Genomic DNA, 25,625 nt, shown 5'->3' with positions numbered 1-25,625 from the left:
TGCCTGCCGGACTCTCAGCAGCGGAAGACCTGAAGTGCCGCCGGAGTGTGTGCTGCCGAGGATCTCGATGTGCGGTGCCGCGCCGTGCCGGGCGCCACAGATGTGCGTACGGCGGCCGGATCCTGTGTCAGGAGCGGGCGTTCGGGCGTCTCGGGTCCGCAGTCGGCGGAGCGGTATCGGTCGCGCAGGCGGAGCGGGACGGTGGGAGTCCCGGAGGCGCCGCAGTCGCGGAACGTGATCGTCTCGGCACGCAGGGCCTTGCCGCTGAGCTTGAGCCCGGGCTGTGCCTTGGCCTCCGCATGACGCGCTGTGTGCGCGGGTGCGAAGGATTCCATGGATGCGAAGAACTGAAGGGTGAACAGGACGGCAGTGAGGAGCGTCACGACGGTCCGAGCCGTCTTACCTCGGAACATGCGCCCCCCTTCAGCCCGTTCGTGTTCCTAGTACAGACCAAGGCCAGGTCAACGGCTGGTCAAGTAACACGGTAACCCGGTGAAGTTGTTTGCAGGGTTAACGCAGCGTTTCCGATGCAAGAGAGCGTGAAAAGCGCGCCTGGGCTGGCGTGAACTAAGCGGTTTTGACGAGGCCCTTGGCGTCCCGGGCCAGCGCGGTGAGGCGGGAGATCGCGCGGAAGTACTTCTTGCGGTAGCCGCCGTTCAGCATCTCCTCGCTGAACAGCCGGTCGAAGGGCAACCCCGAGGCCAGGACGGGCACTTCACGGTCGTAGAGCCGGTCCGCGAGGACGACGAGCCGCAGCGCCGTCGACTGGTCGGGTATCGGCTGGACGTCGGTGAGGCAGACGGCCTTGAGGTCGTCGGTGAGGGCGCCGTAGCGGCTGGGGTGGACCTTGGCGAGGTGCGCGAGCAGGTGCGGGAAGTCGTCGAGGGAGGCGCCCGGGGTCGCGTACGCCGCCTTCGTCACCTGCTCGTCGGAGAACGGGGCCGGGGCCTCCGGAAGGCCGCGGTGGCGGTAGTCGTCGCCGTCGATGCGCAGCGAGCGGAAGTGCGCGGACAGGCCCTGGATCTCGCGCAGGAAGTCCACGGACGCGAAGCGGCCCTCGCCGAGCTTGCCCGGCAGGGTGTTGGAGGTCGCGGCGAGCGCCACGCCCGCGTCGACCAGCTTGCCGAGCAGGGTCGACACGAGGACGGTGTCGCCCGGGTCGTCCAGCTCGAACTCGTCGATGCACAGCAGCCGGTGACCGGAGAGCGTCTGCACCGTCTTCTGGAAGCCGAGCGCGCCGACCAGGTTCGTCAACTCGACGAAGGTCCCGAAGGCCTTGAGCGTGGGCTCGGCCGGGGTCGCGTGCCAGAGGGAGGCCAGGAGGTGGGTCTTGCCGACGCCGTAGCCGCCGTCGAGATAGACGCCACGAGGGCCGGCCGGGGTCTTGGCCGACTTGCCCTTGCCGAAGCCCAGGAAGCCGCGCTTGGCGGTACCGGCGGAGTGCGCCCCGCCGAGTCCGGCGGCGAAGGCCTCCAGGACGCCGACCGCCTCGGTCTGGCTGGGCTGGTTCGGGTCCGGGATGTACGTGGCGAAGCGCACCGAGTCGAAGCGCGGCGGCGGCACCATCTCGGCGACCAGCCGGTCCGCGGGGACGTACGGCTCACGGGTGCACAGGGACAGCGGGGCCGCGTCTGCTATCGGGCTGATCCCGGAGGCGGCGGAAGAGGATGACACGGTTCATCAGTCTAGGGGGCGTGCCACACTGCACGACATGCGACGCCTGTTCCCTGTGACGGATGAAACAGCAGCCCAGGCCTCGAACGGGGCCCCCGATGCGCGTGGGGCGGACCGGGAGTGGGGGCTTGGGGAACTGGCGGAGGCGTACGCCTACCCCGCCGGCAGTGCTCCCTGGCTGCGCGCCAACATGGTGTCCACGCTCGACGGGGCCGGTCAGCACGAGGGGCGCTCGCAGCCCATCTCCGGCGACGCGGACATGCGGATCTTCGGCACGCTGCGGGCGCTGGCCGATGTCGTGGTCGTCGGTGCGGAAACGGTACGCCAGGAGGGCTACCGGCCCGCCCGCGCGCGTGCGGAGTTCGCGGCGGCACGCACGCGTGCCGGGCAGGGGCCCGCCGCCGTGATCGCGGTCGTCACCGCGAGCCTCGACCTCGACTTCTCGCTTCCGCTCTTCGCCGCACCCCTGGTGCCGACGCTCATCCTGACGGGCGCCCAGGCGGCGCCGGACCGGGTCGCCGCCGCCGAGAAGGCGGGCGCCCGGGTGGTGGTCGCCGGGGACGGCGCGGGCGTGGACCCCGCGCGGGCCGTACAGGCGCTCGCCGAACTGGGGCACACCCGGTTGCTGACCGAGGGCGGGCCGCGGCTGCTGGGGCAGTTCGTGGCCGCCGGGGTGCTCGACGAGCTGTGTCTGACCCTGTCGCCGATGCTCGTGGCGGGGGAGGCGCAGCGGATCTCCGGCGGGCCGTCGGTTAAGGTTCCCCAGCGCTTCGAACTGGTGTCCCTGCTGGAAGAGGCCGGGTTCCTGTTCGGTCGCTACCGTCGGTCCTGAGAACGGGCGGAATGATCCGTTCCGTTTGTCTTTCGACGGGCACACTAAATCCGGCAGTACCCGTGCGATCACGGGGCAGGATGGTTTCCGCAGGGCCTCGACGGCCTACGGAGGAGAGAGGGCCCGCGGGTCCTCGAAGGAGAAGGGGCGCCTGGTGTTCACAAGCGTACTGATGATCGAGAAGGCCCTTACGTCCGCCGACGTGGAGTTCGTCACCACCTTGCACGGTGACGAGACCGTCTCCTTCCACGTGTTGCTCCAGCCCCGCGGCGACCAGGCGGACCGCCTGCTGCGGGCCATCGACGACGTCGCCCTGGGTGAACTCGACGAGGCGGCGCACGAGCGGGAGACCCCCGAGGGCAAGGACGCGGCGGCACTCGGCACGCAGGCTCTGGAGGTGTCCCTGACGGCCCTGCACGCGGCCGGCAGCGAGGCGCAGGGGCGGCTCATCGAGGACCACCCGCTGGACGCGCTGAAGACCCTGGTGGACGAGATCGGCGCGGACGAGGTGATCGTGCTGACCGATCCCCACTACGTGGAGGAGTTCTTCCACCGGGACTGGGCCTCGCGCGCCCGTCACAAGGTCGGCGTACCGGTGCTGAAGCTGTTCTCGCACAGCAAGGAGTAGCGGTCGGCGGGACGGCCGACGGGTGTCGGTGATTGTCAGTGGCACCGCATAGGCTTGCCGCTGAACGTCCGCCGAACCAGTCGCGATCAAGCCGTACGAGCACGCACGCACAGGGAGACACACATGGCACCCGGCCTTCCCACCGCCATGGACCGACCGCACTTCATCGGCATCGGCGGGGCCGGGATGTCGGGGATCGCCAAGATCCTCGCGCAGCGCGGGGCGAAGGTCGCGGGCAGCGACGCCAAGGACTCCCCGACCGCCGACGCCCTGCGCTCCCTGGGCGCCACGGTGCACATCGGACACGCCGCGGAGCACCTCGCCGACGACGCCACCTGCGTGGTCGTGTCGTCGGCGATCCGCAAGGACAACCCCGAGCTGGCCCGCGCGGCCGAGGTGGGCATCCCGGTCGTCCACCGCTCGGACGCGCTGGCCCGCCTGATGGACGGCCTGCGCCCGATCGCCGTAGCGGGCACGCACGGCAAGACCACCACGACGTCGATGCTCGCGGTCTCCCTGACCGAGCTGGGTCTCGACCCGTCGTACGCGATCGGCGGCGACCTGGACGCCCCCGGTTCGAACGCGCTGCACGGCGACGGCGAGATCTTCGTCGCCGAGGCCGACGAATCGGACCGCAGCTTCCACAAGTACGCCCCCGAGGTCGCGATCGTCCTCAACGTGGAGCTCGACCACCACGCCAACTACGCGTCCATGGAAGAGATCTACGACTCCTTCCAGGCCTTCGCGGACCGGATCGTGCCCGACGGCACGCTGGTGATCTCGGCGGACCACGAGGGCGCGCGGGAGCTGACCCGACGGGTGTCCGACTCCGTGAAGACGGTGACGTACGGCGAGGCGGAGGACGCCGACGTACGCATCCTGTCCGTCGTCGCACAGGGTCTGAAGAGCGAGGTGACCGTGGTCCTGGGCGGCGAGGAACTCACCTTCACCGTCTCGGTCCCCGGCCGCCACTACGCGAGCAACGCGGTCGCGGCCCTCGCCGCCGGCGTCGCGCTCGGCATCCCCGCCGCGGAACTGGCGCCCGCGCTCGCCGCGTACACGGGCGTGAAGCGGCGCCTCCAGCTCAAGGGCGAGGCGGCCGGCGTCCAGGTGATCGACTCGTACGCCCACCACCCCACGGAGATGACCGCCGACCTGGAGGCGATGCGCGCGGCGGCCTCCTCCGCGCGGCTGCTGGTCGTCTTCCAGCCCCACCTCTTCTCCCGCACCCAGGAACTCGGCAAGGAGATGGGCCAGGCCCTCGCCCTCGCGGACGCGTCGCTGGTTCTGGACATCTACCCGGCCCGCGAGGACCCGATCCCCGGCATCACCAGTGACCTGATCATCGAGGCCGCGCGCGCCGCGGGCGCCGACGTGACGCCGGTCCGCGACAAGGCGGACGTCCCCGAGGCCGTCGCGGGAATGGCGAAGCCCGGTGATCTGGTTCTCACCATGGGAGCGGGCGATGTGACAGACCTCGGCCCGCGGATCCTGGACCGTCTCGCGAAGTAAGGGGCTGAGCTGCATGTCGTACGACGTCGAAAAGCCGGACGAGGAATGGCGCGCGGAGCTGAACCCGGCCGAGTACGCCGTGCTGCGGCAGGCCGGCACGGAGCCCGCCTTCGTCGGTGAGTACACCGACACCAAGACGAAGGGCGTCTACTCCTGCCGGGCCTGTGGCGCCGAACTCTTCACCTCCACCGAGAAGTTCGAGTCCCACTGCGGCTGGCCGAGCTTCTACGACCCGAAGGACACCGACGCGGTCGAACTGATCCAGGACCGCTCGCACGGCATGGTCCGCACCGAGGTGAGGTGTGCCCGGTGCGGGTCGCACCTCGGGCATGTCTTCGAGGGCGAGGGGTATGCGACGCCGACCGATCAGCGGTACTGCATCAACTCCATCTCGTTGCGGCTGGCTCCGGAGGGCGAGTGACCACGGTCACGACCCGGTCGTCCCGAAGGTGACCTTGTAGTAGCAGGCCCCCTTGCACGGCATCGTCGCCCCGTCGTCGAAGGCGTACGAGTAGGCGTAGGGGGCCGCCTGCTTGAAGACCTGGGTGTAGTCGACCGGCCACTTCGAGGGGACGCAGTTGTCGCGGCCCGCCCAGGCGCCGCGGCAGCAGTACGTGTCGCCGCCGAACGCCGCGCAGGGCGGCTTGCAGCCGACGACCTGGCCGCCCGACACCGCCCGCATCGCGGTGGGGCAGTCGACGTCCGAGGTGCAGACGCCCTTGTAGCAGCCCGAGGAACTCACCGGGTCGACGGTCGTGGTGTGCGAGATGTTGATGTACATCGGCAGGTTCGAGCCGTCGACCATGCTCACGTCGTAGAAATCCATCCCGGCGTACGCGTCGAACGTGAACTCACCCAGTGTGGTGGGCGGGTTGGCGCCCTCGCAGACGCTGGTGCAGTCGCCGGTCGCGCAATGGCCGGCGGCCGTGGAGGTGCAGCCCGTGCGGCCCCAGATGCGGCCGCCCCAGTTGTTCGCCACGGTCACCGACAGGCTCTGGCCCGGGGCGAGTCGGCGGCCCTTCGGGTAGACGGCCGTGTTGGTGACGATCGCCCAGACCGTCTTCGGGGTGCGGTTGACGACCGTGATCAGGCGTTTGCCGACCGGGGCTGTAGAGGGGTGCGGTGCCGGGTCAACTGCCTTGGCGGTGGGCTTGCTTGTGCTCTTCTTCGAGGCGGCGGTCTTGGGGGACGGGGAAGCCGAGGCGCTCCGACTGGGAGAAGACGAAGGTGAAGGCGAAGCCGACGTGCTTCGGGACACGGTCGGGTGCGCGGCCGTGTCCTGGTGGGCCGTCGCGCGGGTGCCGCCCGTTCCGGACGGCGTCCACACGCTGTAGGCGATCAGCACGGTGGCGGCCGTGGCGACGGCGGCTGCCGTGACGTACCACCAGCCTCGGCGGTGCCGCCGTGGGCTCGCGCCGAGTCTTCTGCGTCCTCGTGCCATGGTCCTCGCGCCTTCCTGATGCTCTTCGGATGCGGTTCAGATGTGATCCAGATGCGGTCCTGCCTATCGGTGACCTGTTCGGCGAGGGCTCGACAACATAAATTCGGACGCGACCGGCTGATTTCTTTTGTTGTCCTGTTTTCTGTAGTCCTTGCGCGCGTCGGCGGTCTCCGAACCAGAGAGATGCCACGGCCGGACCACACGCGGAGGAACGAACGCAGATGACCGAGAAGCCCAGGAGTGGACCCGACGCGGGCGTGGTGACGGCCGCGTGCGCGGGTGACCGGCAGGCCCTGGATCACCTGCTGACGCAGTGCCTGCCGCTGGTCTACAACATCGTCGGCCGGGCCCTGAACGGTCACGCCGATGTCGATGACGTCGTACAGGAGACGCTGTTGCGCATGGTGCGGGGGCTGCCGAAGCTGCGGGATCCCGCCGCGTTCCGGTCGTGGCTGGTGGCCATCACGATCCGGCAGGTACGGGACCGTGAGCAGATACGGGCCGCCGACCGCGACCGCAGGGCGCACCTGGAGGACGCGGAGGCGATCACCGACCCCGCGCTCGACTTCGCCGGACTGACCATCCTGCGGCTGGGGTTGACCGAGCAGCGCCGTGAGGTCGTCGAGGCAACGCGCTGGCTCGACCCCGACGACCAGGAACTGCTGTCCCTGTGGTGGCTGGAGGAGACCGGCGAACTCGAACGGGCCGAACTCGCCGGTGCGTTGGGGCTCTCCGACCGGCATGCCTCCGTCCGTGTGCAGCGGATGAAGAAGCAGATGGAGGTCTCGCGGGTGGTGGTGCGGGCGCTGGTGGCCGCGCCGCGCTGTACGGAGCTGGACGAGACGGCCTCGACGTGGGACGGCACGCCAAGTGCCTTGTGGCGTAAGCGGTTTGCCCGGCACATCCGTGGGTGCGGGGTGTGCCAGGGGCTCGATGAGGGGCTGCTGCCGATGGACCGGCTGTTGAGCGGGCTTCCGCTGGTGGCCGTGCCGACGGGACTTGACCCGGCGCGGGTGCTCAACGCCTTTATGGGGGAGGGTGGTTCGTCCTCACCGGCGGACCAACCTGTGCACTCCGCGCACCGGGGAACACGTCGACGGCACGGGCGCCGGTCCGGTCGGTCCGGTCGTATGGGCAAGCAGATCGTGGGTGGTTCGGCGGCGGTCGCCGTCGTCGTGGTGGCCGCGCTGGTCGCGCCCCGGCTGACCGGGGGTTCCTCTTCTACGACCGCTGTGGCATCGCCCGCTCCGGTGGTCAGCGTCACCCCGAGCCCCACGCCCTCGGCCTCTCCGAGCGCGTCGCCGAGCCCGTCCCCGACGCCGAAGGCCAAGCCGAGCCCCTCTCCCTCGAAGCACACCGCCGCCGCCCCCGCGCACATCGCCTCCGGTGCCAAGAAAGGCGTCGGGGTGTGGTCGTTCGGCGGGGTGAGCCAGGCGCTCGCCGCGAGCGGGGCGAGTTGGTACTACACCTGGTCCACGCAGCACTCGGGGATCACGACGCCCTCGTCGGGGTCGTTCGTGCCCATGATCTGGGGAGCGAAGTCCGTCACCGACTCCTCGCTGGCCCAGGCCCGGGAGTACGGGCCCTATCTGCTGGGGTTCAACGAACCGGACATGGCGCAGCAGTCGAACATGACGGTCGAGCAGGCGCTGGAGCTGTGGCCCAAACTCATGGCGGCGGGGAAGATCCTGGGCAGCCCCGCGGTCGCCTACGGCGGGGACACGGCCGGTGGCTGGCTGGACCGGTTCATGTCCGGGGCCCGGGCGAAGGGGTACCGGGTCGACTTCATCACGCTGCACTGGTACGGCGGCGACTTCCGCACCCCGCAGGCCGTCGAGCAGCTGAAGTCGTACCTGGCGGCGGTGTACGCGCGCTACCACAAGCCGATCTGGCTCACCGAGTACGCGCTGATCGACTTCTCCCAGGGGACCCGCTTCCCGTCCGCGCGGCAACAGGCCGATTTCGTCACCGCGTCCACCAAGGCGCTGGACGGGCTGTCCTATGTGCAGCGCTACGCGTGGTTCGGGCTGGGCGCGGACCCGTCGAAGCCGAGCAGCGGGCTCTTCACGGACGGTACGACGACCACCGCGGCGGGCCGGGCCTTCCAGTCCGCCGACTGATCGGGCCCGGCCGCACGCGGAGTCAGGGGCTCACTCCCCAGGTGATGCGGTACCCGCACTCTCCCGAGCAGGTGAGGACGCTGGTCGCGTCGTCGTTGACGTAGGAGTAGGCGAAGGGTTCGGCCTTCTTGAACACCGCCGCCGAGTCGACGGGCCAGGACGAGGGGACGCACTGGGGTCGTGCCGCGTAGGCGCCGGTGCAGCAGGTCTTGTCCGTCTTGAAGACCAGGCAGGCGCTCAGGCAGGCCACGACCCGGCCGTCCCGGACGCGCTGGAGCTTGGTGGGGCAGGTCGCGTTGGCGTCCCGGGTGCATCCGGCGGCGGAGCAGCCGTTCGCGTCGATCTTGTCGTGGGACGAGCCGCCGTAACTGTTGATCCACATCGGCAGGTTGTTGCCCTCGACGAGACTGACGTCGTAGAAGTCCATGCCGTTCCAGGCGTTCAGGTTGAACTCGGCCAGCGTGGAAGGGAATTCGCCCCAGGTCGAGCCGCACTGGAAACGGCCGCAGTCGCCGGTCAGGCAGTGGCCGTCGCCGGACGCGTCGAAGGAGCAACCGGTACGCGCCCACACCCGGACGTCCCAGTGGTCGGGGACGGTGAAGCTCAGGCCGGCCCCGGGCTTCAGTACCCAACCCGTCGCCTCCACAGGGTGTTTGGGGTCCGCCGCGATCGCCGGCCAGATCGTCTGATCGAGGCGGTTGACCAGGGTGACGGTCCGCTTGCCTGCGGGCGCGGTCTTCAGCTGACCGGCCGCGCGGGACGGCGAGGCGCTCGCCTCGGACGGCTTCCGTGCGTCAGGGGTGGGCGAGGGGGAGGGCGTGGCGCGCGGCGATGACGTCGTCGTGGGCGAGGGTCCGGGGCGGGACGGGGTGCCGGCCGCCGCCGCGCCGCGCGTGGACGACGGGCCCGCGACCGTACGGTCTCCCGGGGTTCCTGGCTGCGCGTGGGCCAGCAGGACGCCGGTCACCACGGCGAGGCAGGTCAGGAGCACCGCGGCGGCCAGGCCGACCTGTCTGCGTACCGGGCGGGGCGCACGGCGGTGGCCCGCCACGGCTCGTGCGCGCCCTTGTCGGCGGATGGACAACCGGCAACGAGGCATGTCTCAACACTCCTGTCCGTTCCCACGCTCCGCCGCGCGGCGATCCGGCCGGCGGAGTCTTCCGTAGAGGAGACCGGCGGCCCGCGTGCCGGACAACGGAAACAGGGGCGGCAATACGCACGAGGTGAGCAGCGCTGGACACAAGTCGATCAGAAGTTGGCAACCCGGCCGCGATTGTTCCGCCGTACATTGCGGCTGCGGGACCGAAAGATCATCTGATCGGCCCGGGAGTCCGGACATCCGCGACCCCGATACCCGCGACCCTGTTCAGAAATTGCTCTGGAGACACATCGATGAAGATCGCCAGACGTCTTGTCCTCACCACCGCGGCCGTCACCGCCGTGGCCGCCGGCACGCTCGTGAGCGCCACCGTCGGCCAGGCCGCCACCCCGCAGCCGCCCCTCCGCCTCGGCGTCACCGTGCCCGACGCGCTGAAGGTCCCGGACGGCAACACGCTCACCGGCGTCTTCTCCGCCGCCGGCGTCCAGACCTACACCTGCACCAACAGCGCCTGGACGCTGCTGGAGCCGGCCGCCACCCTGTGGGCCAAGAACGACCGCGCCAAGCGCCCCGTCGCCCTGCACTCGCGCGGCCCGGTGTGGGTGTCCACGGTCGACGGCAGCGCGGTCAACGGCTCCGCGATCGCCAACTCGCCCAAGACCGGCACCATCCCCGAGCTGCTGCTGAAGGCCACCGCCACCCGCGGCACCGGGATGTTCGCCGACGTCTCCTACGTCCAGCGCCTGGGCACGAGCGGCGGCGTCGCCCCCACCACGGCCTGCACCGGCACCAGCACGGACCAGGTCAGCGTGCAGTACACCGCCACGTACGCGTTCTACAAGCCCGCCAAGTAACTCGGTAGGTGGTGAAGGCAGTTGGCCCCTCGGGGCGACCCTGAAGGGCCGACTGCCGGAACACGTCCGTGAACGGACCCGCCGCAGACGCCCCCTCAACTCCCTTGCGGGGGCTCCTGCCCGGCCCTGATCCGGCCGTGCACCTCCCAGTCCCACACCGTCTCGCGCACCTCGTCCAGGGCGCGGGCCAGATGCCTGCGGTACGTGCTGAACGCCAGGTTGAGCTTCCGCGCCACGGCGTCCTGCGTGGACGTCGAGTGGTACGTCAGCGTCAGCACGTCGTGCAGATGCCGGGTGCGGGGATGGGCGTTGAGCCGCTGTACGGCCTTGCCGATCAGGTCGCGGAGCGCGGTCACCGGGTCGCCCTCGCTGAGTTCCTCCACCAGCCGGCTCCGCAGCAGCGGGTTGTCGGCGAGTCCGCCGGGGTCCAGCCAGCCGCGCAGTGCCTCCCGGACGGCGGCGTCCGACTCCTCCCGACTCAGCGGTGTCACACGGGACTTGGGCTTCCCGGCGGCCACGGCCGGCGCCCCGCCGAGCAGGCGCGCGTCGATGCCCTCGGCCCACTCCTCCGCCCGCGCCGCCCGCCAGTCGTGGCAGAACAGGCCGTACCCGCGATCGGCGTGCACGGCCCGGCGGGGCGGCTGGAACATGCCCAGATACGTCAACAGCGGGGCCCAGAACTTCGGTTCGGCGCTGACGAAGCACGACCAGGCGCAGTGCTTGGCACGCAGCACCTCGAAGACGATCCGCGTCCGCACCAGGTCCCATGACCGCGAGGGGCGGTGATGGTTCTCCTCGTGCACCATGAACCGCGCCACACCGAGGTGTTCGCCCTGGCGCGGGGGAGTCATCGCGGAGACCAGCTCCCATGCCTCCGCCAGCACGGGGTCGGCCGCCCGGGTCTCGTCGTCGAGCGCGTCGATCCTCAACCAGGCCATGAACCCGAGGAGTTGACCCGTGTCGCAGCGCCGGTGGACGTGGAACGCCTCGGGCTGACGTCTCAACCAGTAGGAGACCATACGGGCGTTGTGCTCGCCCTCGACCTTGTGGGTCAGCTCGATCAGCGCGGGGACGTCCTCCGGGCGCATCGGCTGCTCGTGGACGTCGGGTTCGTCCCGGGCGCCCTGGAACTCCCTCAGCCACTGCGCCCTGGAGACGATGTGGTTGAACTCCCTTGCCGCGCGCAGGGCTTCCTTCTCCGGTGCGTCGCGGACCCGCTCCACCAGATGGCGGCGGACCGTGCGGTGCATGGCCTTGTAGCGCTCCGGGTCGCGCCAGCGGAAGTCGCTGTCGAGGGCGTCACGGACGACGTCGTAGGGGCACACCCCGAAGGGGCCCGACTTCATGAAGGACAACTGCCGCAACCAGGCGAAGAGTTCGGTGGCGTCCTTGCCGGGGAGTGCCACGCGCAGCAACTCCTCGGTGGTGTCCGCGACATGGCCGCACACCTCCAGCGCCCGCCGGTGGGCGGGGGAGGGCGGTCTGCCGACCATGTGGGTCAGCAGACGGTCGACGACCGTGCGCAGCGGGGCCCAGAAGACCTCGTCCGTCGACGAGTTGCCGTGGGTCGCGGCCTCCGCCACCAGGCGCAGGGCGAGCGGATGGCCCGCGGCGAATCGGAGGAGGGACGCGTGCGGTGCGGGGTCGGCGCCCTGCGCGGTGAGCAGCGCCGCCGCGTCCGCGGGCCCCAACTCCCTTAGCGGCACGACCTGAAGGACCTCGCTCCACGCGAGGTCCGCCTTCCAGAGGGGGTCGGGTGCGTGCCGTCCCGCGACGACGACCAGGGCTCCGGCAGGTAACCGCGGCAGGAAGCGCTCGCGTATCCACTCCTCCATGGCGCGGTAGCGCTCGAAGTCGTCGACCAGCAGGACAGCGTTGTCGCGGGCGAAGACCTCGGCGGTCGCCTCCTCGAAGGCCGCCGGCGACAACTCGACCGTACGGGCGTCGACGCCGACGACCGGCCGGCCCGCGGCGCGTGCCTCCGCGGCGAAGCGCTGCAACAGGGCGCTCTTGCCCATGCCGCCCGGGCCGTGCAGCACGATGACCATCGGGGCGCCGGGTTCGTCGGCCAACGCCCGCCGGAACAGGGCGAGTTCCTCGCGCCTGCCGACGAAGTTCTGTAGCCGGGCGGAGGCCAGTCTGTCGGCCAGCCGGCCGTTTCCGGCCGATCTGCCGGGCCCGTCCGCCGAGTTGGCGTCGTCGGGGCCGGACCGCAGGGCGGAATCGTCCTTCGCCATGCCGTTCCCTTCCCCGGAGTCGACCGCTTCGGACCGCTGCGAAACCTACCGGGTCGGGCCGGACGACGGGGCACGGCGAGACCTTACGGCGGGCTTACGGACGACTCGGCCGAGCGCCGGAGAGATGCCGGCGGGACGCCGACCGGACATCGGACCGGACTCCGTAAACCTGCGAGGGGGCCGTCCGTGGAAACCCCTACCGACCCGCTTCTTTGTCCTATTCGTGCTCGTTGAGGAACGCAGAAGGGTCCGTAGCCCTCCTTCTGTGTGAAGGAAACAGCACAGGCAAGGAAACCGGGGACTGAGTGGCATGGGTTTGACCAGCGAGACTACCGTTTATGTGGTGGCGGCGGTGGCTGCCGTCTGCGTGGCGCTGCTGGTCTGGGTGTGGCCGAGGCTCGCCAGTCGGGGCGTGCGGCACGTGCTCGGGCGGCTGGCAGCCATTGGAGTGACTCAGGTCACCATCATCGCGGCGTTCGCGTGCTGGCTGAACTCCTCGTACCAGTTCTTCGGATCGTGGGGCGAGCTGTTCGGCAACGTGGACACCGCCCCCGTCGGCGTGACCCAGGCGGCCGACCACAGCGGCGACGGCTCGATCGGCGGCGTCACCGTGAAGGGCGCGCTGGTGCAGCCCGCCGGCGACGAGCAGCTGAAGCGGGTCAGCGGACTGCCCACCGGCAATCCCGCGGTGAACGGCAAAGTGGAGTCCGTGAAGGTCATCGGCCGCCGTACGGGAGTGGTCGACCCGGCGTTCGTCTACCTGCCGCCGCAGTACTTCCAGAAGGCGTACGCGCGCCAGCGCTTCCCCGTCGTCGTCGCGCTCAGCGGCTACCCGGGCAGCATCTTCAACCTCGCGCAGTACCTGCGGGTGTCGCAGACCGCCGGGCAGTTGCAGAAGAGCGGGCAGATGCAGCCGACCATCATGGTGATGATCCGGCCGACCATCGCCCCGCCGCGCGACACCGAGTGCGTGAACGTTCCGGGCGGACCTCAGACCGAGACCTTCCTCGCCAAGGACCTTCCGCAGGCCCTCAAGTCCGTCTACCGGGTGGGCCACGACGCCAGCGCCTGGGGCGTCATGGGCTACTCCTCCGGCGGCACCTGCGCCCTCCAGCTGACGATGCGCAACCCGCACGTGTTCACGACGGCCGCCGCGCTCTCCCCGGACTACCGGATCAAGGACGACCCCACCACCGGCAACCTCTTCGGCAGCGGACTCGGCCGGGTGAACCGGGTCAACGGACACGACCTGATGTGGCGGCTCAAGCACCTGCCCGCACCCCAGGTATCCGTCCTGGTCGCCGACAGCAAGCACGGCGAGCGCGGCTATCCGCAGACCGTCGCCTTCATCAAGGCCGTCAAGGCGCCCATGCGCGTCGCGTCGATCCTGCCCGAGTCGGGGAGCCACAACTTCCCCACCTGGGTACGGGAGATGCCCGCTTCCCTGAAGTGGATGAACCAGCAACTCACCTTCCCCCAGGACGTCGTGCCCCGGCATGTCCCCAAGAAGGGCAACAGCACCGTGCGGGCGGAGGGCACCGAGCCCAAGAAGCCGACGGCCGGGACCCGCAAGTAACTCGCGGCGGGTCACCGCCCGTTCGACGGGCGGCGGAGCACGGCCTGTTCGACGGCCTACGCGTCACTGCCCGTTCGTGCGCCCCAGCGTCCCGGGCAGTTCGCCCCGCCGCCGGATGCCCAACTTCCGGTAGGAACTGGTGAGATGGGTCTCCACCGTGCGGCGGGCCAGATGCAGCAGATCGGCGATCTCGGTGTTCGTCCGGCCGTCGGCGGCCAGCTCGGCGATCCGCCGCTCACTGGTCGTGAGCGACCGCGAACCGGTCCTGGCGGGCGCTGAGCGCCGGGCCCCGCTCTCGCCCAACGCCTCCTCCGCCAGGGCCCATTGACGCGTCGCCCCCAGCCGTTCGGCACGCTCGGCGGCCTCGCGCAGACAGGCCCGGGCCCGCCCCCGGTCCCCGGTCGCGGTCAGCCCACGGCCCCGCACGACCAGCGCCGACACCAACTCGGCCTCCGTGCCCACCGGCCCGTCCCGCAGCAGTCGTACGGCCTCCTCCGCGAGCTCCAGACCGCGCCGGCCGCCCGTCGCCGAGGCCAGGACGCGCAGTGAACGGCCCACCGCGCGGGGCGTGTTCCACACCCGGGCCAGCCGCAACTCCTCCTCCGCCAGGGCGATGGCCTCCCGGGGACGGGCGAGCGCGAGACGGCACTCGGCGGCGGCCGTGCGCCACGGGGTGACGACCGGGCTGACCACCTCACGGGCCGACTGCCGGCGCCCGCACTCCAGGAAATCGTGCAGCGCGCCCGCCGTGTCACCGGTGGCGGCGCGCACCACTCCCCGCGCGTAGAGAAAGCGGTTCAACTCCCAGGAGTCGGGCGCGGACCGCAGATCGAACCCGTCCGCGAGCCGCAGCGCCCGCGCCTCCTCGCCGGTCGCCACGAGCGAAAGCAGCACGTGCGCCTGCCGGTTGGAGGGCCCGCCGCGCCCTCTCTCTCGCGGGCACGGGTCCGCCAGCAGCCGCGCGTGCTCGCCGCGCGCGGCCAGGATGTCGGACCGCACGTTGACCAGCGCCTCGTGCATCGGGTGCAGCACGTCGGGACGCTGACCGACCAGGCCGCGCTCCACCAGCCGCTCGGCCTCGGTCAGTTCGTCGGCCCACTGGGCGACGGCGGCGGCCGTGCCGATCAGGAACGGCTCGGTCAGCGGGTCGGCGGGCTGCGCGAGCAGCGCCCGCAGCCGCCGCAACGCCTCCGCGGCCGAGATCAGCCCGGCCGTGGCCGCATGCCGTACGACGAGTGCGTGACCGGCCGCGCCGACCAGTTCCGGCGCGTGCTCGGCGGCGTCGCACAGCCACCGGTACACCTCCTTGCGTACCGTCTGGTCCTGCTCGGACAGCAGCACCGAGGCGGTCTGGAGGGTGCGGATCAACTGGGGCCGGTCCGTCAACTCGTCCTCCACCGTGCGCAGTACGTCCACGGCGGCAAGGGTCCGGCCCCGGCCGGCCAGAGCCGTGCCGAGCGCGACCGCCGCGCGCACCGTGTCCTGCGGCGCCCCCGGCAGTCGTAGCGCCTCGCTCAGGTGGGGGATGCCGGCCGAGGTCGCCTGCGCCTGGTACTCCAGGGAGCCCAGTTCGGTCAGCAGGCGCTGTCTGCGGGCGTCCCGGAGCGGCTCCTCCAGGACCCGGCGCAGGAAGGCCGCCGCGTCGGACGTGCGTCCGTCGCGCAGCGCGAGCGAGGCCGCCTCCTGGAGCGCGGCCGATGCCCAGGGCTCGCCCACCGGGTCGGACAGCAGCAACTGCCGGGCCACCGTGTCGGGCGAGACACCGTGGCGCTGCATCGTCTCGGCCGCCGCCGCGTGCGCCGCCCGCCGTCGGGTCGCGGGCACGCCGGTGAGCACCGCGTCGCGCAGGAGCGGATGCGCGTAGCGCGGGCGCCCGTCGAGGTCGGGGCGCAGCACCCCGAGCCCGCTCATCGCGGTGAGCCAGCCGGTCACCCGCGCCGGGTCGGCACCCGCCAACTCGGCGATGACCGCGGCCAGTTCCTCGACGGGACAGGTGGCATGGCCGCTCGGCAGATCCCGCGGGGTTCCCCCGTCCCACCCCTCGTCCAGCGCGGCCAGCGCCCGGGCGACCTCGCCGGTGGCCGGACCCGCGCTGTCCAACCACCAGGAAACGGCGGCCGGATACGCGCCCGGGTACAGCGCGGCGGACGTCTTCGGCACGGTCGGATGCCGGCCGGCACCGAGGTCGTCGAGCAGGGCGCGCAGCAACAGCGGGTTGCCCGCACCCGCCCGTACACAGTCCTCCACCCATGGCTCGGGGGCGTCCGGGTGGGCCGAACTCACCAGCTCGGCGGCCGAGTTCGCGGTCAGTGGGGCCAGCGTGAGGGTGCGGACCAGGGCGGGCGACAGGGTGTGGGTCAGGCCCGGTGCCGATGGATCGACGTCGTACTGGCTGCGTTCCGTGACGACCAGCAGGATCCGTAATCGGTCGACGTGCCGGGCGGACTCGACCAGCCAGCGGTGCGAGGCCGGGTCGGCCAGATGGACGTCGTCCACGGCGATCAGCAGCGGTGCCCGGTCGGCGTACGAGTGCAGCACCCGCCGGAACAGCTCGGCGCTCGCCCGCTCGTCCCCGGCGAACGCCACGTCCACGAACTCCGGTACCGGAGCCATCAGTTGCAGCACGGTGGCGTACGGCACCGCCTGGTCGCGGGACGAACAGCGGGCCCGCAGCACCCGCATGCCGTGCGCCAGGGCGTCCGTGACGGCGCCCTCCAGCACGGTGGTACGGCCCGTCCCGGTGGCCCCGCGCAACAGCACCAGCCGGCCGGCGCCGGCCCGGGCCCACGCGGCCTCCGCCGCCAACAGCCGTGCCGCGTCCCGGTGTTCGGGCGGTGTCGCGGACGCTCCGGCGTCAGGCGTCGACCCCGTCATCGCGGTCCTCCTCGTGTTCCTCGTACCCGTCGTGCCGGTCGCTTCCGCCGTCTTGGCCGCTCACTCGCCGTGGTCCGCCGTACGTCCGATCTCGTGGTGCTGCTCGTGGTGCTCCACGATTGCGCGCGCCCCGTCCGTCCCGTGAGGGTGAGGAGTACACGGCCGCCACCAGCGCACCTGGGGTGGCACGTAGGTGGATGTGGATTCGAGGGAGAACGTTGCTCAGCTCATCGCGGCCCGCACACCCCGGTACGGCCGACCCCGCCGACCGGATACCCGTGGCGGTGCACGCCCCGGACCCGATCTCCCGCGAGGGAGCACTCAGCCAGCTGCGCCGATACCCGGAGATCGACCTCCGCGAGGAGAACGACACCGGTCCCGGCAGAGTGGCCTTGTTCATCGCCGACACCCTCGACGAGACCGCGCTCACCCGGCTGCGCCGGCTCGTACGCAGCGAGGGCGGGCGGGCCGTGCTCGTCGTCGGGGCGCTGCGCGAGGCCGAGTTGCTCGATGTGATCGAGTGCGGGGTCGGCGCGATCGTGTGGCGCGGGGAGGCGACCGCGCAGCGCCTGGTGCAGGCCGTGGTCGCCGCGGCGCGCGGTGACGGCGACCTGCCGGCCGATCTGATCGGCAGACTCGTCGAACAGGTGGGGACACTGCATCGCAGCGCGGCGGGCCGGTCCGGAGGCCATCCCTCGGGGCTCTCGCCGCGTGAGGTGGACGTCCTGCGGCTGGTCGCCGAGGGGCTGGACACCGGAGAGATAGCCAGCAAGCTCTCCTATTCCGAACGCACCGTCAAAAACGTCATGCACGGACTGACCACACGCCTTCACCTGCGCAATCGGGCGCATGCCGTGGCGCATGCCCTTCGGGAAGGCTACATCTGACCGAACGGGCACTCGAAGGGGAACGCGCGGGCAGCGTGTCATGCCCTGTGCCCGTCCCCAAGGTGCTTGCGGGGAGGGGCGGTCGGGACGGCACGATCGGGGGACGGCCGACAGGGGCGTACCGGGCGCCGACGCGTACCGCGGGGCACGACAGCACGGCAGGGCGGGAGTTCGGCGGTGATCCACGAGGTGGACGAGGTTCTGGGGCACCTGATCGGCGGCGGCGCACTGGCCGGTTCGGGCATCGAGGTCTCCTTCGACGCCCCGACCCGCGACTGGGCGGCCCGCCGCAACACCCCCACGATCAACACCTACTTGTACGACATCCGGGAGGACGTGCACCGGCGCCAGCGCGGGCATGTCGCCGTGCGCGACGAGCGGGACGTGGTCGTCAAGCGCCGCCAGCCGCCGCGCTGGTTCCGGCTGTCGTACCTGGTGACGGCGTGGACGAAGCGGCCGCAGGACGAACACCGGCTGCTGTCCGCCGTGTTGTCGACCCTGATCCCGCGCGAGCTGCTCGCCCCCGAAGAACTTCCCGGCTCCCTGCGTGAGTTGGGCCTGTCGGTGCCGATCTCGGTGGCCGGCATCCAGACCGAGTCCCGCTCCCTCGCGGAGATCTGGTCCGCCCTCGGCGGCGAACTCAAGCCGTCCCTCGATCTCGTGGTCACCGCACCCTTCCCGGCCTACCCCGAGTACGACGCGGGCCCGCCCGTCACCGAGGGCGCGGCGGTCCGCGTGGGCGGCCTCGACGGCAGGGAGCCTGGCGTGGAGGAACGCGCGCACCGACCGCGCCAGGTGGCGGCGGTACGGGAGTCGCGCGAGGTGGCACGGCGCAAGAGGGCGCCGGGGACGCCGACATGACGGTCACGGACGATGCCGTCGCTTTCACCGGTGGGTCGGAGACCGACGCCCTTCTCGCCCGGCTCGGTCAGCTCCGTGAGCGTGTCGCCCTGCTCGTCGACCGGCGTTCCGCCGCCGACCCCACGGCCGGTGACCCGATGCGCGGCCTGTACCTCCCGGAAGAGGCGGTACGGCAGCTCCTGTTGCGCTCCCCGGAACGGGACCGGGAACTGGCCGCGCCCGCACCGGAGTTGGCGCACAGCCCGGCCGACCGGCTGGCCGCTCTGCGCCTGACCGACCTCGACACCGCCCTCCTCCTCGTCGCCCTCGCCCCCGACCTGGACCGCGCCTTCGAGCCGCTCTACGGCTACCTCAACGACGACGTCAGCCGCCGCCGGGCCACCGTGGGAATCGCCCTGGACCTGTGCGGCGTACCGGCGCACCAGGCCGAGGGTCGGGCACGGTTCCTTCCGACGGCCCCGCTGTCCGCTCTCGGGCTGCTCACCGTGGAGGAACCCGAACGCCCCTTCCTCAGCCGCTCGTTGCGCGTGCCGGACCGGGTCGTGGCCCATCTCCTCGGCGACGACACCCCGGACGCGACCCTCACCGGGCACCTCCACCCGCTGCCGGTGCCGAGCGTGTCGTACGACGGACAAGAGCCGGGCGCGGACGGCGAGTTCACCGGCTTCGTGGACCGGCTGGCCGTGCTGCTCGCCGAAGGTCCGCCCCTCGCCGTGTATCTGAGGGAGCGTCACGAGGGCGACGGGCTCGTGTGCGTGGCGGGTGCCCTGCACGCGGCCGGTGTGGACGCCGTGCGGTACTCCGGGCCCGTGGAGCGGGTGCCGGAGCTGTTGCGCGAGGCCCGGCTGGGTGGCCGCACGGTCGTCGTGAGCGGGCTGCCCGATCAACCCGGCGCGCTGGTACGGGCGTTGACCGATGCCGCCGATGTCTCCGTGCTGATCGCCGGTGCGCGGCCGTACGACCCGCAGTGGTGCGAGAGCGATCCGCTGATCCTGGAGGCGCCCCGGCAACGGGCCGCGGCGGTGCGGGCCTGGACGGACGCGGTCGGCGAGCAGGTCGGGTTCGATGTGCGGGCCACCATCGCGCCGTACCATCTCGGCGCCGACCGCATCGCCCGTGCGGCCCGTGCGGCACACGGTCTTGCCGCGTTCGACGGCACCCCGATGAGCGCCGCCCATCTGCGGCTCGCGGCACGGCAACAGTCGGCGTCGGGGCTCGAACAGCATGCCCGGCGGATCCGGCCCGCCGTCGACTGGCGGGACCTGGTGCTGCCCGAGCGGTCGCTGACCCAGCTGCACGAACTCGCCCTGCGCGCCCGGCACCGCGACCGGGTTCTCGGCGACTGGCGGCTCAGCGCGGGCGGCGGCCGGGGGCGTGGCGTGCTCGGCCTGTTCGCGGGGGAGTCCGGCACCGGCAAGACGCTGTCGGCGGAGGTCGTCGCGGCCGAACTCGGCCTGGATCTCTATGTCGTTCAGCTGTCGTCGATCGTCGACAAGTACGTCGGCGAGACCGAGAAGAACCTCGAACGGATCTTCACGGAGGCCGACCGCACCGACGCCGTGCTCCTCTTCGACGAGGCCGACGCCGTCTTCGGCAAGCGGTCCGAGGTGAAGGACTCGCACGACCGCTACGCCAACATGGAGAGCGCCTATCTGCTCCAACGCCTGGAGTCCTTCGACGGCATCGCGCTGCTCACCACCAACCTGCGCGCCAACATCGACGAGGCGTTCACCCGGCGACTCGACCTGATCGTCGACTTCCCGTTCCCGGACCCGGCGCAACGGCTCGCGCTGTGGCGGCACGGGCTGACCCATGTGCCGAGCGTGCCCGACCTCGAACTCGGTCCGCTGGCCAAGGAGTTCGAGCTGGCAGGCGGTTCCATCCGCAGCGCCGTCGTCACCGCCGCGTACCTCGCCGCCGGACGCGGGGACACGGTGACCGCGGCGGACCTCCTCGAAGGGGCCCGCCGCGAATACCGCAAGGCGGGGCGGCTGGTGCCGGGAGAGGGCACCTGGTAGTGCCCCGCCGGTCACCGGATCACGTTGTCAGCTCGCAGGCACGGTCATCCTGAGGGCTGCCAGCCAGGGGGTGTTGTCGACGGTGCCGGGGAAGCCGAGTGCGGGCCGCGGATCGGTGCAGTTCGTAGGGCCCCAGTCCCAGCCGTTGTTGCGGGAGAACCAGCAGAGCCGGCCGCTGCCGATGTTGATCGCGAAGCCCGTCATGTACGGAGCGTCCGACTTCACGCTCCCGATGTAGTTGTCCTTGCCGTCGGCGATGACGTCCGTCCACCCCGAGGGCTGGTACTGGCCCTTTCCGTCGGTCGACTCGGGGTTGTGGATGAAGGCGTTGGCACCCGAACCGCCGGTGCCGGAGACCGCGATGTTGATGGAGGTGATCTTCGCTTCATCGGTGACCGTGCCGGCCGTGGCGCCGTCGCACTCCGGGGGCCCCCAGCCGTCGCCCGAGACGTAGACCCGGTAGCAGATGTGGCGTCCGGCGTCCCGCGCGGCCAGCTTGTTCACCGCGGTCGCCGCCGTCGCGGGCTTCGGCTTGGCGGACGGCTTGGAGTCTCCGCCGCCGCCCGACCCGCCACCGGCCGCCGCGGCCGTCGAGGTCTCGGCCGCCGGGGGCGCGCTCGGCGCGGTGGGCGACGGCGGGGGAGCGGCGCTCAGGGTGGGGCTGGGCGCGAGCGTGCTGACGCCCGCGTCCTTCAACTGCTCGGTGGCGGCGGTCCTCACCTGCGGCTTGTAAGCGATCCACAGCATCACGAAGGTGAGCGCGAGCGCCATGAGGACACCGAGGAAGGTGGCCAGCCAGCGCGGCAGGAACCCGCGCTGGAGGTAAGTCCCCTCCACGGGAAGGGGGTTGGCGCCGGACCGCAACACGCTGAGCGTATAAGGCCGTTGCTCCTTCGGCCCGAACCAGATGATCTTCCGCGGCTTCAGGGACGCCTTGACGAACGCGGCCCGGCCCGGCTCGATCTGCACATTGCCCGGATGGATGTCGTACGACAGCTGATCGCCGTTGTCGCTGCCGCTGATCGACGCCGTCAGCCTGGTGTTGCCCAGGTTGTCCACGGCGAGCCGGGGGCGGCCCCGGAAACGTCCCTTGACCGTCGGCGGCACCAGCTCCGCCCGCACCTCCGTGAACGGGGTGATCGTCAGATTGCCCTCGGGGACGGTGACCGCCTCCGGGTGCTCGGTCGGCGTGATCCGCACCGCGTACGGGTTCGGGCCCGCCGTCGCGTCCGGGGTGCGCGGCGGCGCGAACGTCAGGTCGACCGTCCCCGTCGTGCCCGGATAGAGCCGCAGCGTCTGCGGCTCCACAGTGGTCCAGGGCGCGATGCTCCCGACCGGCTCGAAGCGGTACTCGTCCACGACGTCGCCGGTGTTGCGCAGCCGCAGCCGCACGCGGGTACTGCCACCGGGATCGACGGTCGCGGACGCGGGCTCCAGGGAGGTCCACAGACTCATGAGCCGACGCTACGACGGATGGTGAGGGCGCGTCAGGAGTCGCCGGGGCAACAGGAGTTGCCCAAAAGGGCCGCCCGCCAAACCCGGTACTGCCCCCACGGCGACGGCGTCCACCGAGGCGGGACGGCCCTGCGGAGGACATGACGCGGCGGGCTGCCCGCGAACCGTGCGCCGGACTGCCCCTGAGGGCAAGGAAGTTGCCCCAAGGCAGGCACTCGGGGACGTTTCGGCGGCCGGGTCGCGCGCGTGACGCTTGAGGGCATCCTGTCTCGTACCCCGAGGAGAGCAGAGCATGCCGTCCTATCTGTCGCCCGGCGTCTACGTCGAGGAGGTGGCCAGCGGCTCGCGCCCGATCGAGGGAGTGGGCACCTCGGTGGCGGCCTTCGTGGGCCTGGCCCCGACCGGTCCGCTGAACGAGCCGACCCTGGTGACCAACTGGACGCAGTACGTCGCTGCCTTCGGTGAGTTCACCGACGGGTACTACCTCGCTCACTCCGTCTACGGCTTCTTCAACAACGGCGGTTCGGCCGCCTACGTCGTCCGCGTCGGCGGCACCGCCGTGGGCACCGCCGCCGAGACCAACTCCCCGTCCGCCGTGACCGGTTCGGCCGCCCCGGCCGCGCTGCCGCCCGGCGAGCCGGCCCAACTCGGCACCTTCGCCGTGACCGCCCTGGCGCCCGGCGACCTGACCGTCGAGGTGGCCGACGCCGAGGGCGAAGGCCCCGCCGAACGCTTCCGGCTGATCGTCAAGGACGCCGGCAAGGACGTCGAGAGCTTCGACGTCACCGCCAAGAAGGGCGGCCGCAACTACGTCGTCACCCAGGTCAAGGAGCGTTCCAAGCTCATCGCCGTGGCCGAGACAGCGCCCGCCGCGCAGCTGGCCCGCCCGGAGAACCAGACGGTCGCCCTCACCGCGCCCACTCCCGCTTCCGCGGCACCCGCCGTACCCGGCAAGGGAAATGACACCGCGTCACATCCCGGCCCGGCCACCTACCTCGGCGACTCCTCCGACCGCACCGGCTTCGGCGGCCTGGAGGCCGTGGACGAGATCTCCATGGTCGCGGTGCCCGACCTGATGGCCGCCTACCAGCGCGGCGCGATCGACCTGGAGGCCGTCAAGGCCGTCCAGTTGGGCCTGATCGCGCACTGCGAGCTGATGGGCGACCGGGTCGCGGTCATCGACCCGCCGCCGAGTCTGAATGCCCGTCAGGTCCGGGTCTGGCGGCAGGAGACGGCCGGCTACGACTCCAAGTACGCGGCCCTGTACTACCCGTGGATCAAGACCTTCGACCCGTCCAGCGGACAGTCCCGGCTGATCCCGCCGAGCGGCCACATCGCCGGCGTCTGGGCCCGCAACGACTCCGAGCGCGGCGTGCACAAGGCGCCCGCCAACGAGGTCGTACGCGGCGCGGTCGACCTGGAGACCCAAATCACCCGCGGCGAGCAGGACTTGCTCAACCCGATCGGCGTCAACTGCATCCGCGCCTTCCCTGGCCGGGGCATCCGCGTCTGGGGCGCCCGCACCATGTCCTCCGACCCGGCCTGGCGCTACCTCAACATCCGCCGGTACTTCAACTACCTGGAGGAGTCGATCCTGATCGGCACCCAGTGGGTGGTGTTCGAGCCGAACGACCACGCCCTGTGGGCGCGCATCCGGCGCAACATCTCGGCGTTCCTGGTCAACGAGTGGCGCAGCGGTGCCCTGTTCGGCCAGCGGCCGGAGGAGGCGTACTACGTCAAGTGCGACGAGGAGACCAACCCGCCGGAGTCCGTCGACGTCGGCCGGGTCGTCTGCGAGATCGGCATCGCGCCGGTCAAGCCGGCCGAGTTCGTGATCTTCCGACTGGCTCAGTTCTCCAGCGGCAGCGGGGAGTTGGAGGAGTAGTCCCCCCATCCCGAGCAGCCAGCAGTCAGCCGCCGTAACGCCAGAAGGAACGCGAATTCATGAGTCTCCAGCCGGGTGACGCCCTCACCTCACACAATTTCGGCCTCCAGATCGACGGCGTGATGGTCGAGTACCTCGCGGAGGTCAGCGGCCTCAGCATCGAGCAGGACGTCATCACGTACCAGCAGAACACCCCCAACGGCCAGAACGTGGTCAAGAACATGCCGGGCGTGAAGAAGAACGGCACCTGCACGGTGATCCGCGGCATGACGCAGTCGGCCTCGTTCACCCAGTGGATCAACGAGTCGATCTCCGGTCAGATGACCACCGCGCGCAAGAACGCGTCGATCATCATGATGGACTTCCAGAACAACCCGGTGAAGCGCTACCACCTGCGCAACGCCTGGTGCAGCAAGATCGACGCGAGCACGGTGAAGGCGGGCGAGGCCGCCGCCCTCACCGAGTCCGTGACCATCGTGTTCGAAGAACTGGTCATCGAATAATGAGGCGTTCGGCGGCGGGCGCGGCTGTGGCCGCGCCAAGCGCGGAGCCTGTGGCCGAGGTGGGGTCCGGTCCGATACCGGCCCCGGCTCCGGTCGCGGCGGCGCCCGCTCCGGCCGTACGGCAGCCGCTGCGGACCGAGTTCCCCTTCCAGCTGCCGCGCGGCTACGTCGACGAGTCCGGCACGGTCCACCAGGACGGTGTGATGCGACTGGCCACCGCACGCGACGAGTTGGTGCCGCTGCGGGACGTCCGGGTGCAGGAGAACCCGGCGTATCTGTCGGTGGTGCTGCTCGGCCGCGTCATCACGAGGCTGGGCACCGTCCCCATGGTCCACGACGGGATCGTGGAGAACATGTTCGCCTCCGACCTCGCCTTCCTCCAGGACTTCTACCGCCAGATCAACGCGGAAGGCCACACCCGCGCGGCAGTTCAGTGCCCGCACTGCGCGGAACCCTTCGAAGTGGAGCTCGGCGGGAGCCGCCTGGGGGAATCGTGACGTACGCGACCGACCGGCTGCACGAGGAGATCGCGTACGTCGCCTACCACTTCCACTGGAGCCTGGAGGACATCCTGGACCTCGAACACCACGACCGCCGCCGGTACTTGGGCGAGATCGCGTCCCTGGTGACGCGCTCCGGGGCGGAGGGCTGAGCGGTGGGGTTCTTGGACCGGTTGCGGGGACGGGCTGGAGGGGACGCCAACTCCGGTGTGGGTAAGGGGGTTGGCGAGGGTCGGAGTTCCGGTGAGGCGGATGGCTCCGCAGGTTCGGTGAGTTCGGCTTCTACGGCTTCTACGGCTCCTGCGGTGGCCTTGGCCGCGTGGCCGGGGCTGCCGCCGATTCAGCGAGCCTCCGCCGTCGGGGGTACCGGGGTTGCCGACGCCGGGTTCGGCGCGCGCTTGCCCACGTGGCAGAACCCGTCGTTCACGGGGACGGGGTTCCGTGCGGTGCTGGACGCGGAGCGCAACGCCCGGATCGCGGGTTCCTCCCTGTCTGCGGCGCCGGTGCGGGCGGTACCGAGCCTGGGGCAGCCTGCGGGTGAACTGCCTTTGGCCGGGCGGGCGTTGGCTGCGCAGCCGGGGCCTGTGGTGCCGTTGCGGGCGAGTGCGGGGCCTGTGGTGCAGCGGGCTGTGCCTCTTGCGTCGAGAGGGGCCGTGGGTGTGCGCAGCA

Annotated in this window: 21 protein-coding genes; 14 read left to right on the top strand and 7 right to left on the bottom strand. The window is 71.1% G+C overall.

Features of this window, described 5'->3' with window-relative positions; all coding sequences use genetic code 11:
* Window positions 1-14: 14 nt before the first annotated feature.
* Together OG194_RS10515 and zapE are read right to left on the bottom strand one after the other, a co-directional pair.
* The gene (locus OG194_RS10515) at window positions 15-413 is read right to left on the bottom strand and encodes a hypothetical protein (RefSeq protein ID WP_327400597.1); all 399 of its coding nucleotides are present in this window, start codon (window positions 411-413) and stop codon (window positions 15-17) included.
* 154 nt (window positions 414-567) lie between these two features.
* The gene (zapE, locus tag OG194_RS10510; protein ID WP_327400596.1) at window positions 568-1,674 is read right to left on the bottom strand and encodes a cell division protein ZapE; all 1,107 of its coding nucleotides are present in this window, start codon (window positions 1,672-1,674) and stop codon (window positions 568-570) included.
* Between the two features lie 37 nt (window positions 1,675-1,711).
* Between zapE and OG194_RS10505 the strand changes: the two genes are divergently transcribed.
* From OG194_RS10505 to msrB, 4 genes are all read left to right on the top strand, one after another.
* Window positions 1,712-2,506, top strand: coding sequence for a pyrimidine reductase family protein (locus OG194_RS10505; protein WP_327400595.1), 795 nt, complete (start codon window positions 1,712-1,714; stop codon window positions 2,504-2,506).
* A gap of 154 nt (window positions 2,507-2,660) precedes the next feature.
* Complete coding sequence (locus tag OG194_RS10500) at window positions 2,661-3,134, top strand: indole-3-glycerol phosphate synthase (protein ID WP_327400594.1); 474 nt, start codon at window positions 2,661-2,663, stop codon at window positions 3,132-3,134.
* Window positions 3,135-3,257: 123 nt separating this feature from the next.
* Window positions 3,258-4,646, top strand: a complete 1,389-nt coding sequence (murC, locus tag OG194_RS10495) for a UDP-N-acetylmuramate--L-alanine ligase (protein ID WP_327400593.1) — start codon at window positions 3,258-3,260, stop codon at window positions 4,644-4,646.
* 13 nt (window positions 4,647-4,659) lie between these two features.
* Entirely contained in the window at window positions 4,660-5,067 is a 408-nt protein-coding gene (msrB, locus tag OG194_RS10490; RefSeq protein WP_327400592.1) for a peptide-methionine (R)-S-oxide reductase MsrB, read from the top strand.
* 6 nt (window positions 5,068-5,073) lie between these two features.
* Here the strand turns inward: msrB and OG194_RS10485 are convergent, their stop codons facing one another.
* Complete coding sequence (locus OG194_RS10485; RefSeq protein WP_327400591.1) at window positions 5,074-6,087, bottom strand: thaumatin family protein; 1,014 nt, start codon at window positions 6,085-6,087, stop codon at window positions 5,074-5,076.
* 221 nt (window positions 6,088-6,308) lie between these two features.
* Between OG194_RS10485 and OG194_RS10480 the strand changes: the two genes are divergently transcribed.
* Window positions 6,309-8,207: a sigma-70 family RNA polymerase sigma factor gene (locus OG194_RS10480; RefSeq protein WP_327400590.1), complete on the top strand. Its 1,899-nt coding sequence runs from the start codon at window positions 6,309-6,311 to the stop codon at window positions 8,205-8,207.
* Window positions 8,208-8,229: 22 nt separating this feature from the next.
* Here the strand turns inward: OG194_RS10480 and OG194_RS10475 are convergent, their stop codons facing one another.
* Window positions 8,230-9,258 carry a thaumatin family protein gene (locus OG194_RS10475; RefSeq protein ID WP_327400589.1) on the bottom strand — a complete coding sequence of 343 codons (1,029 nt, stop codon included), beginning with the start codon at window positions 9,256-9,258 and terminating at the stop codon, window positions 8,230-8,232.
* Between the two features lie 341 nt (window positions 9,259-9,599).
* On the opposite strand from OG194_RS10475, the gene OG194_RS10470 reads away from it, so the two are divergent.
* On the top strand, window positions 9,600-10,160 hold the full coding sequence (locus tag OG194_RS10470) for a DUF3455 domain-containing protein (RefSeq protein ID WP_327400588.1): 561 nt from the start codon (window positions 9,600-9,602) through the stop codon (window positions 10,158-10,160).
* A gap of 95 nt (window positions 10,161-10,255) precedes the next feature.
* Here the strand turns inward: OG194_RS10470 and OG194_RS10465 are convergent, their stop codons facing one another.
* The gene (locus tag OG194_RS10465) at window positions 10,256-12,397 is read right to left on the bottom strand and encodes an ATP-binding protein (RefSeq protein WP_327400587.1); all 2,142 of its coding nucleotides are present in this window, start codon (window positions 12,395-12,397) and stop codon (window positions 10,256-10,258) included.
* A 310-nt stretch (window positions 12,398-12,707) separates the two neighbouring features.
* Between OG194_RS10465 and OG194_RS10460 the strand changes: the two genes are divergently transcribed.
* Window positions 12,708-13,973 (top strand): alpha/beta hydrolase, encoded by a 1,266-nt coding sequence (locus tag OG194_RS10460; RefSeq protein ID WP_327400586.1) that lies wholly within the window; start codon window positions 12,708-12,710, stop codon window positions 13,971-13,973.
* 63 nt (window positions 13,974-14,036) lie between these two features.
* On the opposite strand, the gene OG194_RS10455 is transcribed toward OG194_RS10460, so the two are convergent.
* Entirely contained in the window at window positions 14,037-16,847 is a 2,811-nt protein-coding gene (locus tag OG194_RS10455) for a LuxR C-terminal-related transcriptional regulator (protein WP_327400585.1), read from the bottom strand.
* Window positions 16,848-17,065: 218 nt separating this feature from the next.
* Here OG194_RS10455 and OG194_RS10450 point away from each other — a divergent pair, with 218 nt between their 5' ends.
* The 3 genes from OG194_RS10450 to OG194_RS10440 all read left to right on the top strand — a co-directional run bounded on the left by OG194_RS10450 (window position 17,066) and on the right by OG194_RS10440 (window position 20,613).
* Entirely contained in the window at window positions 17,066-17,734 is a 669-nt protein-coding gene (locus OG194_RS10450) for a helix-turn-helix transcriptional regulator (RefSeq protein WP_327400584.1), read from the top strand.
* A gap of 177 nt (window positions 17,735-17,911) precedes the next feature.
* Window positions 17,912-18,595: a DUF4255 domain-containing protein gene (locus OG194_RS10445; RefSeq protein ID WP_327400583.1), complete on the top strand. Its 684-nt coding sequence runs from the start codon at window positions 17,912-17,914 to the stop codon at window positions 18,593-18,595.
* Complete coding sequence (locus OG194_RS10440) at window positions 18,592-20,613, top strand: ATP-binding protein (RefSeq protein WP_327400582.1); 2,022 nt, start codon at window positions 18,592-18,594, stop codon at window positions 20,611-20,613. Before OG194_RS10445 ends, OG194_RS10440 begins: the two co-directional genes overlap by 4 nt.
* A gap of 27 nt (window positions 20,614-20,640) precedes the next feature.
* On the opposite strand, the gene OG194_RS10435 is transcribed toward OG194_RS10440, so the two are convergent.
* Window positions 20,641-22,068 (bottom strand): hydrolase, encoded by a 1,428-nt coding sequence (locus tag OG194_RS10435; protein WP_327400581.1) that lies wholly within the window; start codon window positions 22,066-22,068, stop codon window positions 20,641-20,643.
* Window positions 22,069-22,360: 292 nt separating this feature from the next.
* Here OG194_RS10435 and OG194_RS10430 point away from each other — a divergent pair, with 292 nt between their 5' ends.
* Genes OG194_RS10430 through OG194_RS10415 form a run of 4 tightly spaced genes read left to right on the top strand, consistent with a single transcriptional unit; the run spans window position 22,361 to window position 25,108 of the window.
* Window positions 22,361-23,953, top strand: a complete 1,593-nt coding sequence (locus OG194_RS10430; RefSeq protein WP_327400580.1) for a phage tail sheath family protein — start codon at window positions 22,361-22,363, stop codon at window positions 23,951-23,953.
* Window positions 23,954-24,012: 59 nt separating this feature from the next.
* On the top strand, window positions 24,013-24,456 hold the full coding sequence (locus OG194_RS10425) for a phage tail protein (RefSeq protein ID WP_327400579.1): 444 nt from the start codon (window positions 24,013-24,015) through the stop codon (window positions 24,454-24,456).
* Entirely contained in the window at window positions 24,456-24,953 is a 498-nt protein-coding gene (locus OG194_RS10420; RefSeq protein WP_327400578.1) for a hypothetical protein, read from the top strand. The genes OG194_RS10425 and OG194_RS10420 overlap by 1 nt, the downstream gene beginning before the upstream one ends.
* Window positions 24,950-25,108: a DUF6760 family protein gene (locus OG194_RS10415; RefSeq protein WP_327400577.1), complete on the top strand. Its 159-nt coding sequence runs from the start codon at window positions 24,950-24,952 to the stop codon at window positions 25,106-25,108. Before OG194_RS10420 ends, OG194_RS10415 begins: the two co-directional genes overlap by 4 nt.
* The last annotated feature ends 517 nt before the right edge of the window (window positions 25,109-25,625 follow it).

It is taken from the genome of Streptomyces sp. NBC_01288, assembly GCF_035982055.1.
Lineage (GTDB): Bacteria > Actinomycetota > Actinomycetes > Streptomycetales > Streptomycetaceae > Streptomyces.
Note: the sequence above shows the minus strand (reverse complement) of the source record. Positions and strands in the feature narration are given on the sequence as shown.